Origin of the sequence: uncultured Tepidimonas sp. (genome assembly GCF_938045175.1) — a bacterium.
GTDB lineage: Bacteria > Pseudomonadota > Gammaproteobacteria > Burkholderiales > Burkholderiaceae_C > Tepidimonas.
Genome location: NZ_CALIND010000060.1, coordinates 1 through 11,711, shown reverse-complemented (window position 1 = coordinate 11,711; position 11,711 = coordinate 1). Strand labels below are relative to the sequence as shown.

The following is an 11,711-nucleotide window of genomic DNA, read 5'->3' as shown; positions in this document are numbered from 1 at the left end:
TGATGGGCACGCGCGCGATGTCGGGCTCGGCGGCCGCGTGGCGCAGGAACTTGCTCATCTCCGCCACGGAGTCGAGCAACGCCTCGTCCATGTTGACGTCGATGATCTGCGCGCCGTTTTCCACCTGCTGGCGCGCCACGGCCAGCGCGTCCTCGAAGCGCCCCTCCAGAATCATGCGGGCAAACGCCTTGGAGCCCGTGACGTTGGTACGCTCGCCGATGTTGACGAACAGGCTGCCCTCGCCGATGACGAGCGGCTCCAAGCCCGACAACAGCATGGGCGGAATGCGGCGCTCGGCGGCAGACTCCATCGCGCGACTCAGACGTTGAACAGGAAGTGGATCACGTCCCCGTCTTGGACGACGTAGTCCTTGCCCTCGGCGCGCATCTTGCCCGCCTCCTTGGCGCCTTGCTCGCCCCGAAAGCGGATGAAATCCTCGAAGGCGATCGTCTGCGCGCGGATGAAGCCGCGCTCGAAGTCGGAGTGGATCACGCCCGCCGCCTGCGGGGCGGTGGCGCCGATCGGTATCGTCCAGGCGCGCACTTCTTTTTCGCCCGCGGTGAAGTAGGTCTGCAGCCCTAACAACTGGTAGGCCGCGCGGATGAGGCGGTTCAGGCCCGGCTCCTGCAGCCCCAGCTCGCGCAAAAACTCGGCGCGGTCGGCGTCGTCCATGTCGGCCAGCTCGGCCTCGATCTTGGCGCAGATGGCCACCACCGGCGCGCCCTGGCGCTGGGCATAGTCGCGCAGCTGGTCCAGGAAAGGGTTGTTCTCGAAGCCGTCCTCGGCCACATTGCCGACGAACATCGCGGGTTTGGCCGTGATCAGGCACAGCGGCTTGAGCAGCGCCCGCTCTTCGTCGGTCAAGTCCATCACGCGCACAGGGCGGCCTTCGTCCAATACGGCGCGCGCACGGCCCAGCACGGCCACCATCTTGGCCGCCTCCTTGTCGTTGCCACTCTTGGCGGCCTTTTGGTAGCGCTGCAGGGCTTTGTCCACCGTGCCCAGGTCGGCCAGGCACAGCTCGGTTTGGATGACCTCGATATCGGCGATCGGGTCCACCCGGCCGGCCACGTGCACGATGTTGGGGTCATCGAAGCAGCGTACCACGTTGATGATGGCGTCCGTCTCCCGGATGTGCGACAGGAACTGGTTGCCCAGCCCCTCGCCCTGGCTGGCACCGGCCACCAAGCCCGCGATGTCCACGAATTCGACGATCGCGGGCACCACACGCTGGGGCTTGACGATGGCGGCGAGCTGCTGCAGGCGCGGGTCGGGCACCTCGACCACGCCCACGTTGGGCTCGATGGTGCAAAACGGATAGTTCTCGGCCGCGATGCCCGCTTTGGTCAGGGCGTTGAACAGGGTGGACTTGCCAACGTTGGGCAGGCCCACGATGCCGCATTGGAGGCTCATGGCAAAAAGCGAAAGGGTGACGGGCAGGACGGCGCTTGGGCGCCGACGAAGGGTGGCATTCTACCGGCGACGCCGCTTCACCAGGCCCCCCAGTGGCCATTGGCACGCATGCCTTCGTGCAGCATCTGCCCGACGCCCCGGCGCACGATGGCGTTCATGCCGAAGGTGACCGCGCCCATTAGCCGCCGGTCCTGCCGGTAGGTGCGCAGCACCGGGCTCAGACGCCCGTCCGGCACGCCGGTGGCCGGATCGACGTCGGGGATGCTGCAGCGCGCACACGGCTTGACGAGTTGCAGCGTCGCCAGCGGCGCGCCGACCGGGACGCCGTCGGCCGAGAAATCGATGCGCTCCATGCGATCCTCGTCATGCGGATACACGCCACCGATCACCAGATTGGCGCGCAGGCGCTCGATGCCCACGGGCGGCTCGCCGCGCGCGGCCAGACGCTCGTTCAAATCGTCCAGCGACGCCTGCGACACCACCAGCAGCGGGTAGCCGTCGCTGAAGGTGTTGGGCGCCTCGATGCCCCCCGTCCAGCGGTAGGACGACAGGCGCCGCTCGTCGGGGTCGAAGCGCACCAGCCGCAGCGGCCCCATCCCGGGCGGCAGATCGTCGCCCAGGAAATCCGTGAACCACTGTGCCGCAGCATCGCCCATGTCGAACGCGTCCACCGTGTCGTCCCAGACGCGCACGCGGCACGGCGCTTCGGCCGCATCCAGCGCCACGTGCAGGGACAGCATGCCGGGCGCGCGCAGCTCCAGCCGCCCCAGGCGCAGCCGCGGCTGCACCAGCGCCATGCGCGGCAGCTCGCGTTGCGAGACGAACTCGCCGTCCGCGTCCACCACCATCCAGGTGCGGTCCCACTCCAAGCCGGTGTCGAGCAGCTCGACCGTGCGCAGGCGAATCCCGGCGCACGACTTGACCGGATAGATCCAGATTTGCTCCAGCGTCAGCGGCAGGGTGGTGGTGGCGGCATTCATGGGACGGCGGGGCTCGCGAAATAGGGTCAAACCCCATTGTGCCCAAGGTCGGCGCGGACGGCACGCAGCGGCAGTGCGCGCCTACAATGACCCCATGACCAAAACCTATGACGTCGCGATCCTGGGGGGCGGCATCGTCGGCCGCACGCTGGCACTGCTGCTGGCCCGTGAGCGGCTGCGGGTGGCGCTGGTCGAGCGCGCGCCCCCGGCGGGCGGCGCCACCCCCGACATCCGAGCCTACGCGCTCAACGCCGCCTCGCGCGCTTTGCTCGAGTCGGTGCGCGCGTGGCCGACCGACGAGCGCGCCGCCACGCCAGTGCACCACATGTGGGTGGCCGACGCCGATGCGCCGCCGCTCGTGCCCGTTACCGATGCAGCGGCGGCCGTGCGCTTCGACACCGACGGCGGCGCACCACTGGCCTGGATCGTGGACGTGCCGGTGCTGGAGGAGACGCTGGCGCAGGCGCTGGCGTATCAGCCGGGCATCGAGCGGCTCGTCGGCGACGGCAGCCAGCGGCCGCGCGCGGCGTTGACCGTGATCTGCGAGGGCCGACGCAGCGCCACCCGCGCGGCCGAAGGCTTCGCCTACGACACGCGCCCGTATCCGCACACCGCGATCGCCGCCCGGCTGCGCTGCGAGCGCCCGCACGGGGCCGTGGCGCGGCAGTGGTTTCGCGACGATGAGATCCTGGCGCTGCTGCCGCTGGACGGGACGCAGGGGCACACCGTCGCCCTGGTGTGGTCGGTGCCGCATGCGCGTGCGGCCGAGCGGCTGGCCTGGCCCGCCGAGGCGCTGGCGCAGGCGGTGCAAGACGCCTGCGGCGGCGCGCTGGGTGCGATGCAGCTCCAAGGCCAGCCCGCGGGCTGGGCGCTGGAGCTGTCCATCGCCCGCCCCTGGGTACGCCCGGGCCTGGCGCTGGCAGGCGACGCCGCCCACGCCATGCACCCATTGGCCGGGCAGGGCCTCAACGTCGGGCTGGGCGACGTGGCCGAGCTGGCGCGCGTGCTGCGCGAGCGCGAGTACTGGCGCTCCCTGGGTGACTGGCGGCTGCTGCGGCGCTACGAGCGTGCACGCGCCGCGCCCGTGGCGGCCATGCAGCTGGCCACCGACACGCTGTACGGCCTGTTCGGCCACCCCGACGAGCGGCTGGCCACGCTGCGCCGCTGGGGCCTGCGCGCGGTGGACCGGCTGGAACCGATCAAACGCTGGTTCATCCAACAGGCAGCGGGGCAACCCGTCGCCCCCCACCCCTGAACGGCGCCCAGTATTCGCGCCCTCCTCCGAGAACGTCCACATGATCCGTCTTTCGTCTCTTGCGTCGCCCCCCGTTTTGGCTGCCGGGCTGCTGGGCATCGCGCTGCTGGCCCCGGCCGCGCACGCCAACGAGGCCGTCATCCGCAAAAACCTGAGCGAGCGTCTGCCCAACCTGCCCCGCATCGACGAAGTGCGCCCCACCCCGATGCGCGGTCTGTTCGAGGTCCGGCTCAACGGCACCGACCTGCTCTACACCGACGCCGAGGGCAACTACCTGATCCAGGGCGTGCTCATCGACACCCGCGCCCGCGTCAACCTGACCGAGGAGCGGCTGGACAAGCTCACCGCCATCGCCTTCGACGACCTGCCGCTCAAGGACGCGTTCACGGTCGTGCGCGGCAACGGCCAGCGCAAACTGGCCGTCTTTGCCGACCCCAACTGCGGCTTCTGCAAGCGCTTCGAGCGCGACCTGGCCAAGCTCGACAACGTCACCATCCACACCTTTCTGTACCCGGTGCTGGGCAAGGATTCCGAGCAAAAGTCGCGTGCCATCTGGTGCGCCAAAGACCGCGCCAAGGCTTGGGACGACTGGATGCAGCGCAGCGTGGTGCCCCCCGAGCCCAAGGCGGACGCCAAGTGTGACACGACGGCCCTGGAACGCAATCTCGCCTTTGGGCAAAAATACCGCATCACCGGCACGCCCACCACCATCCTGGCCAACGGCACGCGCGTGCCCGGCGCGGTGGGGCTGGACCGCCTGGAACCCTTGCTGGCGCAAGCCAGCGCTGCCGGCAAATGAGCCGCGACGCCGCGCGCACGGCGGCCGCCCTCCGCTACACGGTGGAAGTGGCCGACGCCCACGCCCACCTGTGGCGTGTGACGTTGGCAGTCGACCACCCCGCGCCGCGCCAGCGTGTGAGCCTGCCGGTGTGGATCCCGGGCAGCTATTTGGTGCGCGAATTCGCCCAGCACCTGCTGTCCCTGCGCGCCACCGCGGACGGTCGGCCCGTTGCCCTGCGCGCGCTGGACAAAAACACCTGGCAGGCCGAGTTGGACAACGGCGCAGCGACGCTGGAGCTGACGGCCGAGGTCTATGCCTTCGACCCGTCGGTGCGGACCGCGTACCTGGACGCGCAGCGCGGCTTCTTCAACCCCACCAGCCTGTGCCTGCGCGTGCATGGCCGCGAAGACGAGCCGCACACGCTGACGCTGCGGCCCAACCGCTGGACACGCGGCTGGCGCGTGGCCACGGCGCTGCGGCCGCTGCCCAGCGGCCGCACCCGGCACGCGGCCTCCGCCCGCTGGCGCTGGGCCGAGGGCGATGGGTTCGGCCCCTACTGGGCCGCCGGCTACGACCAACTGGCCGACAGCCCGGTGGCGATGGGCGACTTCTGGTGCGGCGACTTCAAGGTGCGCGGCGTACCGCACCGATTCGTGGTCAGCGGCGCACCCGCCGGGTTCGACGGCGAGCGGCTGCTGCGCGACACCGCCCATATCTGCGAGGCCGCCATGACTTTGTGGCATGGCCCGCGCGGCACTCCGCCCATCGACCGTTACGTTTTCCTGCTGCAGGCCACGCACGACGGCTACGGCGGCCTGGAACACCGCCACAGCACCGCGTTGGTGTGTGCACGCACCGACCTGCCTCTGCAGCCGCTGCCCGATCAGCCTGCCTCGACCGCGCTGCGCGCCAGCGACGGCTACACCACGCTACTGGGACTGATCAGCCACGAATACTTTCACACCTGGAACGTCAAGCGGCTGCGCCCGCGCGAGTTCACCCGCTACGACTACGACCGCGAAAACCACACCGAGCTGCTGTGGTTTTTCGAAGGCTTCACGAGCTACTACGACGACCTGTTGCTGCTGCGCGCGGGCCTCATCGACGCCCCGACCCACCTGCAGCTGCTGGCCAAGACGATCAACCAAGTGCTGCAAACCCCCGGCCGCCACGTGCAAAGCGTGGCGCAGGCCAGTTGGGACGCCTGGATCAAATACTACCGCGTGCAGGAAAACACACCCAACGCCACCGTCAGCTACTACACCAAGGGGGCCCTGGTGGCGCTGTGTCTGGACCTGACGCTGCGCGCCGAGGGCCGCGCCACGTTGGACGACGTGATGCGCGCGCTGTGGCAGCGTTGTGACGGCGGCCCCATGCGCGAAGCTGACCTGCGCACCGTGCTGCGCCAACTGGCCGCACGCCGCCTGGACGCCGAACTGGACGCCTGGGTCCACGGCACCGACGAGCTGCCGCTGCGGCCACTGCTGGAGCGTGGCGGCATACGCTGGCAGGAAGAACCCGCCCCACTCGCCCAGCAACTGGGCGTGCGTGTGGACGAGAGCCAGGGCGTGCGGCTGCGCAACGTGCTGCGTGGCAGTGCCGCCGAAGCGGCGGGCATGGCCGCCGGCGACGAGTGGCTGGCCGTCGAGCGCGCCCGGGAGGTCTGGCGCGTGCGCCGGCTCGACGACGTCGCGCTGCACGCCCGCGGATTGACCGCCGGTGAGCCGCTGACGGCCTGGGTGGTGCGCGATGGCCGCGTGCTGCGCTGCACGCTGAGTTGGCCACCACCGGCCGTGGCGGTGCAGCTGCTGCCCGGCGCCGATAGCCGCCACCCCCTCATGGGGCCGGGCACGCGACCGCCTGCCGCTGCGCGGCCTACTCGCCGCGGAACTGCGGCGCGCGCTTCTGCAAGAAAGCGGTGACACCCTCCACGTAATCGTGCGTGCGACCGAGCGCCGACTGAAGGTCGCGCTCGACCTCGAGCTGCTGCTCGAACGAGCGCTGCAGCGCGCCGCGCAGCAAATGGCGCGTGGCCACCAGCGCGCGCGTGGGCATGGCCGCCAGCCGCTCGGCCAGCGCCAGCGCCGCCGCCAGCGGGTCGTCGGCCACGTCCCAAATCAAACCCCAGTCTTTGGCTTGCTGGGCGGACAACTTGTCCCCCAGCAAGGCCAGACCCATGGCACGCGCCAAGCCCAGGCGCTCCACGGTCAGCCAACTGCCCCCCGCATCCGGAATCAGCCCGATCTTGCTGAACGCCTGTACGAAGCTGGCGTGCGGCGCGGCAATCGTGAGGTCGCAGGTCAGCGCCAGCGACACCCCCGCCCCTGCGGCCACGCCGTTGACCGCGGCCACCGTCGGCACGCGCAGGTTCATCAGCGCGCGCGCGCTGGGATTGAAACATTCGTCGATCACCGGCCCCGGGTTGGCGCGCTCCATCTGTTCGGGGCCAGGCGTGAAGTCCAGCTCCGATAAGTCCAGCCCGGCGCAAAAGCCACGCCCCGCGCCGGTGAGCACCAGCGCGCGCATCGTCCGGTCGGCCTCGACCTCGGCCAGCGCCTGCTGAAACGCGCGGTGCATGGAACGGGTGAAGCTGTTGAGTGCCTGCGGGCGATTCAGCGTGAGCAGCGCGACCGCGCCGCGGCGCTCGAAGCGGATCTCGTCGGCCGGGGGCGTCTCGGCAAGCGTCGTGGTCATCCATCGTCTCCTCTGGTTAGGGGGCAAGCACGGCGGGCAGCTTGCGCTACAGTCGCTGCGTCACACCCCATCTCGATTTCGTTTTCCATTGTGCCACCCCGTCCCGAGGACTCCCACATGAGCGAGACCACCCCCACCTACGAAACCCTGCTGATCCACACCGAAGGCCCGGTCGGCGTCATCACGCTCAACCGGCCCAAGCAGCTCAACGCGCTCAACGACCAGCTCATGACCGAGTTGGGCCAGGCGCTCAAGGCGTTCGACGCCGACGACGCCATCGGCTGCATCGTGCTGACCGGCAGCGAAAAGGCCTTCGCCGCCGGCGCCGACATTGCCGCCATGGCGCGCTACACCTTCTCGGACGTCTACGGCAGCGAGTACATCACCCGCAACTGGGAGGCGCTGCGCCACGTGCGCAAGCCGGTCATCGCAGCCGTCGCCGGCTTCGCCCTGGGTGGCGGCTGTGAGGTCGCCATGATGTGCGACATCATCATCGCTGCCGACAACGCGCGCTTTGGCCAGCCCGAGGTCAAGATCGGCGTCATCCCGGGCGCCGGCGGCACGCAGCGGCTGCCGCGCGCGATCGGCAAGTCCAAGGCCATGGAGCTGGCGCTGACGGGCCGCATGATGGATGCCGCTGAAGCCGAGCGTGCCGGGCTGGTGAGCCGCGTCGTGCCGCTGGACAAGCTGATGGACGAGGCGATGGCGATGGCGCTGTCGATCGCGGCCATGCCCCGGCTGGCCGTGCTGGCGGCCAAGGAAGCCATCAACCGCGCCTTCGAGGGGTCGCTGGCCGACGGCTTGGCGTTCGAGCGCCGCATGTTCCACGCCATGTTCGCCACCGAAGACCAAAAAGAAGGCATGGCCGCCTTCCTGGAGAAGCGCACGCCGCAGTTCCGCCACCGCTGACGGCCACGGCAGCCGGTTGGTTTTTCGCTATAATGCGGCCCTCGTTGGCGCTTTAGCTCAGCCGGTTAGAGCGACGGAATCATAATCCGCAGGTCCGGGGTTCGAATCCCTGAAGCGCCACCAAGAATGCTCCCAAGCCCGCCCGAGTGCGGGCTTTTTTGTTGCCCCGCGCAGCCCCCCTTGAAAACACGTCGCCAAGGCCCTATCATTAGCACTCGTCAGCGGTGAGTGCTAACACACGGCATCCGCCGCTCGCTCTTCCTCTTCTACTTCCTCTCATCGTCCTTTCGACAGGAGATCGCATGAAACTTCGTCCTCTCGCCGATCGCGTGATCGTCAAGCGTCTAGAAAACGAGACCAAGACCGCCTCGGGCATCGTGATCCCGGACAACGCGGCCGAGAAGCCCGATCAAGGCGAAGTGCTGGCCGTCGGTCCCGGCAAGACCAACGACAAGGGCGAGACCAAGCCCCTGAGCGTCAAGGTCGGTGACCGCGTGCTGTTCGGCAAGTACAGCGGCCAAACCGTCAAGGTCGACGGCGAAGAGCTGCTGGACATGAAGGAAGACGACCTGTTTGCCGTCATCGAGAAGTGATCCCGACCCCCGTGGTCTGACGTCCATCACTCACTCATTTGCAAAGGAATCTGAACTATGGCAGCCAAAGACGTGGTTTTCGGCGCTGATGCGCGCCATCGCATGGTCGAGGGTGTGAACATCCTGGCCAACGCCGTCAAAGTGACCCTGGGCCCCAAGGGCCGCAACGTGGTGCTCGAGCGCTCGTTCGGCGCCCCCACCGTGACCAAGGACGGTGTGTCGGTCGCCAAGGAAATCGAGCTCAAGGACAAGCTGCAGAACATGGGCGCCCAGATGGTCAAGGAAGTGGCGTCCAAGACCAGCGACAACGCTGGTGACGGCACCACCACCGCGACCGTGCTGGCCCAGGCCATCGTGCGTGAGGGCATGAAGTACGTCGCCGCTGGCATGAACCCGATGGACCTCAAGCGCGGCATCGACAAGGCCGTCGAGGCGCTGGTGGCCGAGCTCAAGAAGATCAGCAAGCCCACCACCACCAGCAAGGAAATCGCCCAGGTCGGCGCCATCTCGGCCAACAGCGACGAGTCGATCGGCCAGATCATCGCCGATGCGATGGACAAGGTCGGCAAGGAAGGCGTGATCACCGTCGAAGACGGCAAGAGCCTGCAAAACGAGCTGGATGTCGTCGAAGGCATGCAGTTCGACCGCGGCTATCTGTCGCCCTACTTCATCAACAACCCGGACAAGCAGGTCTGCGTGCTGGAGAACCCGTACGTCCTGCTGCACGACAAGAAGATCAGCAACATTCGCGACCTGCTGCCCGCGCTGGAGCAAGTGGCCAAGGCCGGCCGTCCGCTGCTGATCATTGCCGAGGACGTCGAAGGCGAGGCGCTGGCCACGCTGGTGGTCAACACCATCCGCGGCATCCTGAAGGTGTGCGCGGTCAAGGCCCCGGGCTTCGGCGATCGCCGCAAGGCCATGCTGGAGGACATCGCCATCCTGACCGGCGGCAAGGTCATCGCCGAAGAAGTTGGCCTCACGCTCGAGAAAGTCACGCTGGCTGACCTGGGTCAGGCCAAGCGCGTCGAAGTGGCCAAGGAAAACACCACCATCATCGACGGCGCGGGCAAGGCCGAGGACATCGAGGCGCGCGTCAAGCAGATCCGCGTGCAGATCGAAGAAGCCACCAGCGATTACGACCGCGAGAAGCTGCAAGAGCGCGTGGCCAAGCTGGCCGGCGGTGTGGCGGTGATCAAGGTGGGGGCGGCCACCGAGGTCGAAATGAAGGAGAAGAAGGCCCGTGTCGAAGACGCGCTGCACGCCACCCGTGCCGCAGTCGAAGAGGGCATCGTGCCCGGCGGTGGCGTGGCGCTGCTGCGCGCCCGTCAGGCCGTGGGTGAACTCAAGGGCGCCAACCCCGATCAAGACGCGGGTATCAAACTGGTGATGAAGGCCGTCGAAGCGCCCCTGCGCGAGATCGTGGCCAACGCCGGTGGCGAGCCCTCGGTCGTGATCAACAAAGTGCTCGAAGGCAAGGGCAACTTCGGCTTCAACGCCGCCAACGACACCTATGGCGACATGATCGAGATGGGTATTCTGGACCCGACCAAGGTGACCCGCACCGCGCTGCAAAACGCGGCGTCGGTGGCTGGCCTGATGCTGACCACCGAGTGCATGGTTGCCGAAACGCCCAAGGCCGAAACCCCGGCGCCGGCTGGCGGCGGCATGGGCGGCATGGGTATGGACATGTGAGCAGCCGACCACGGCACATCACATCCTGACCACTCGCGGGGGCGATGCCCCCGGCGAGTCGGCAAAAAACCCGCTGGGGACGTTTCCGCCTCAGCGGGTTTTTTTCATGGCCGGCTGGCGACACCGAGCGCGCGGTCATCGATACCGCGGTCGTTCAACAGGGCCCGGACCTCGCGCTCATACGCCTGCAACCGGGACACGGCGCGGGCGCGTTGCTCGGGTGTGGCCTGCCGCTCGTGCCAATCGGCCAACCAGCGGCACCCTGCACGCCACAGTGCATCCTGGTAGGCGGCGAGTTCGGGATCGGGCGAGCGCCAGGTGCGCGCCCACAGCACGCGCACCAGCGGCGTTGCGCGGCATCCAGCCGGGCATGCCAGTGGCCAGTCCTTGCCATCGTTGCAGCAGTTCCACGATCGCGGGCAGTTGCTCCGCCCGATACCATGCATGCCAGCGACGCCGCCCCCCCAAGGGCACAGGCCAACGCCAGCGCCCTCGCGAACGGGTTGACTTCGGGGTCGCGGCGATACGCATGGCAGGTGGATCGTCCCACGACAGCCGGGTTTCCGGCGCTTCGGACCGGTGCGCTCACCCCCGCGCCTCACGCTCGCGGCTGAGGGCCATGAAGCGCGCCAAGTGGTGATCCTCGTCGCCGTATTCGTGGTCGATCATGACCAAGCGTTTGGCGTAGTGCGCCAGCGGCAGCTCCCAGGTCATGCCCATGCCGCCATGGAGTTGGATGCTCTCCTCGGCCAACTGAATCCCGCTGCGCCCGATGGTGACCTTGGCGGCAGCGATGCGTCGGTCGCGTTCATGCGTATCGCCATCATCGAGCGCGGCTGCCGCGTTGATGACGGCCGAGCGCGCTTGCTGCACCGCCATCCATAGATCCACCGCCCGGTGATGCAGGGCTTGAAAGCTGCCGATGGGACGCCCGAATTGACGGCGCGTTTGCAAGTACTCGCGCGTCATGGCAAAGGCCACCTCCATCGCACCCAACCCCTCGGCGCACAAAGCCAGGGTGCCACACGCCAGCCCGTGGGCCAGCACGGGCGCGGCGTGCGCGGGCCCCACCACCAGCGCATCGATGGGCAGCGGCACGGCCGACAGCACCAGATCGGCGGCGGCTCCACCATCGACCCGCCGATAGGCTCGCACCGTCACGCCGGGCGCGCTGCGGGGTACCCAAAACAGCGCCAGCCCCTCGGCGTCCCGCGCCCCACCACCGAGTCGCGCCGAGACCAGCCAACCGCTGGCCTGCCCGCCATAGGGCACCACGGCTTTGTGGCCATCGAGCACCCAGCCGCCGGCATCGCGCTGCGCCGTGGTGGCGATGGCGGTCGGCTCGACGGGCCCATCGGGCTCGTGGTGCGCCAGCGCCACCACCGCGCCCTGGG

The 11,711-nt window shown here is 68.6% G+C and carries 12 protein-coding genes and 1 tRNA gene; 7 read left to right on the top strand and 6 right to left on the bottom strand.

From position 1 onward, the window contains the following. From Q0716_RS03190 to Q0716_RS03180, 3 genes are all read right to left on the bottom strand, one after another. On the bottom strand, positions 1–310 hold a 310-nt coding region (locus Q0716_RS03190), incomplete at its 3' end, for a dihydropteroate synthase (RefSeq protein WP_299019562.1). 8 nt (positions 311–318) lie between these two features. Beyond that, positions 319–1,413, bottom strand: a complete 1,095-nt coding sequence (gene ychF / locus Q0716_RS03185; RefSeq protein WP_299019560.1) for a redox-regulated ATPase YchF — start codon at positions 1,411–1,413, stop codon at positions 319–321. Positions 1,414–1,490: 77 nt separating this feature from the next. Continuing rightward, a complete protein-coding gene (locus tag Q0716_RS03180) occupies positions 1,491–2,393 on the bottom strand; it encodes an MOSC N-terminal beta barrel domain-containing protein (protein WP_299019559.1) in 903 nt (300 codons plus the stop codon). Positions 2,394–2,487: 94 nt separating this feature from the next. Between Q0716_RS03180 and Q0716_RS03175 the strand changes: the two genes are divergently transcribed. Genes Q0716_RS03175 through Q0716_RS03165 form a run of 3 tightly spaced genes read left to right on the top strand, consistent with a single transcriptional unit; the run spans position 2,488 to position 6,351 of the window. After that, on the top strand, positions 2,488–3,648 hold the full coding sequence (locus Q0716_RS03175) for an FAD-dependent monooxygenase (protein ID WP_299019558.1): 1,161 nt from the start codon (positions 2,488–2,490) through the stop codon (positions 3,646–3,648). A 40-nt stretch (positions 3,649–3,688) separates the two neighbouring features. Further along, complete coding sequence (locus Q0716_RS03170; protein WP_299019556.1) at positions 3,689–4,447, top strand: DsbC family protein; 759 nt, start codon at positions 3,689–3,691, stop codon at positions 4,445–4,447. Beyond that, positions 4,444–6,351, top strand: a complete 1,908-nt coding sequence (locus Q0716_RS03165; protein ID WP_299019555.1) for a peptidase M61 — start codon at positions 4,444–4,446, stop codon at positions 6,349–6,351. Before Q0716_RS03170 ends, Q0716_RS03165 begins: the two co-directional genes overlap by 4 nt. Here Q0716_RS03165 and Q0716_RS03160 read toward each other — a convergent pair. Next, positions 6,305–7,123 (bottom strand): enoyl-CoA hydratase-related protein, encoded by an 819-nt coding sequence (locus tag Q0716_RS03160; protein ID WP_299019553.1) that lies wholly within the window; start codon positions 7,121–7,123, stop codon positions 6,305–6,307. The two genes, Q0716_RS03165 and Q0716_RS03160, sit on opposite strands and share 47 nt — an antisense overlap. Before the next feature lie 117 nt (positions 7,124–7,240). On the opposite strand from Q0716_RS03160, the gene Q0716_RS03155 reads away from it, so the two are divergent. The 4 genes from Q0716_RS03155 (at position 7,241) to groL (ending at position 10,317) form a co-directional block, all read left to right on the top strand. After that, positions 7,241–8,032: an enoyl-CoA hydratase gene (locus Q0716_RS03155; RefSeq protein WP_299019551.1), complete on the top strand. Its 792-nt coding sequence runs from the start codon at positions 7,241–7,243 to the stop codon at positions 8,030–8,032. 46 nt (positions 8,033–8,078) lie between these two features. Continuing rightward, a tRNA-Met gene (locus Q0716_RS03150) sits at positions 8,079–8,155 on the top strand. A 179-nt stretch (positions 8,156–8,334) separates the two neighbouring features. After that, positions 8,335–8,625, top strand: a complete 291-nt coding sequence (locus Q0716_RS03145) for a co-chaperone GroES (protein WP_299019549.1) — start codon at positions 8,335–8,337, stop codon at positions 8,623–8,625. Between the two features lie 57 nt (positions 8,626–8,682). Next, complete coding sequence (groL, locus tag Q0716_RS03140) at positions 8,683–10,317, top strand: chaperonin GroEL (RefSeq protein WP_299019547.1); 1,635 nt, start codon at positions 8,683–8,685, stop codon at positions 10,315–10,317. A 104-nt stretch (positions 10,318–10,421) separates the two neighbouring features. On the opposite strand, the gene Q0716_RS03135 is transcribed toward groL, so the two are convergent. Next, positions 10,422–10,658: a hypothetical protein gene (locus tag Q0716_RS03135; protein WP_299019545.1), complete on the bottom strand. Its 237-nt coding sequence runs from the start codon at positions 10,656–10,658 to the stop codon at positions 10,422–10,424. Positions 10,659–10,902: 244 nt separating this feature from the next. Further along, on the bottom strand, positions 10,903–11,711 hold an 809-nt coding region (locus Q0716_RS03130; protein WP_299019543.1), incomplete at its 5' end, for an acyl-CoA dehydrogenase.

Excerpts from the sequence above, each read along its gene's own strand:
- ychF (WP_299019560.1), bottom strand. The coding sequence starts at position 1,413 with ATGAGCCTCCAATGCGGCATCGTGGGCCTGCCCAACGTTGGCAAGTCC.
- Q0716_RS03180 (WP_299019559.1), bottom strand. The coding sequence starts at position 2,393 with ATGAATGCCGCCACCACCACCCTGCCGCTGACGCTGGAGCAAATCTGG.
- Q0716_RS03175 (WP_299019558.1), top strand. The coding sequence starts at position 2,488 with ATGACCAAAACCTATGACGTCGCGATCCTGGGGGGCGGCATCGTCGGC.
- Q0716_RS03170 (WP_299019556.1), top strand. The coding sequence starts at position 3,689 with ATGATCCGTCTTTCGTCTCTTGCGTCGCCCCCCGTTTTGGCTGCCGGG.
- Q0716_RS03165 (WP_299019555.1), top strand. The coding sequence starts at position 4,444 with ATGAGCCGCGACGCCGCGCGCACGGCGGCCGCCCTCCGCTACACGGTG.
- Q0716_RS03160 (WP_299019553.1), bottom strand. The coding sequence starts at position 7,123 with ATGACCACGACGCTTGCCGAGACGCCCCCGGCCGACGAGATCCGCTTC.
- Q0716_RS03155 (WP_299019551.1), top strand. The coding sequence starts at position 7,241 with ATGAGCGAGACCACCCCCACCTACGAAACCCTGCTGATCCACACCGAA.
- Q0716_RS03145 (WP_299019549.1), top strand. The coding sequence starts at position 8,335 with ATGAAACTTCGTCCTCTCGCCGATCGCGTGATCGTCAAGCGTCTAGAA.
- groL (WP_299019547.1), top strand. The coding sequence starts at position 8,683 with ATGGCAGCCAAAGACGTGGTTTTCGGCGCTGATGCGCGCCATCGCATG.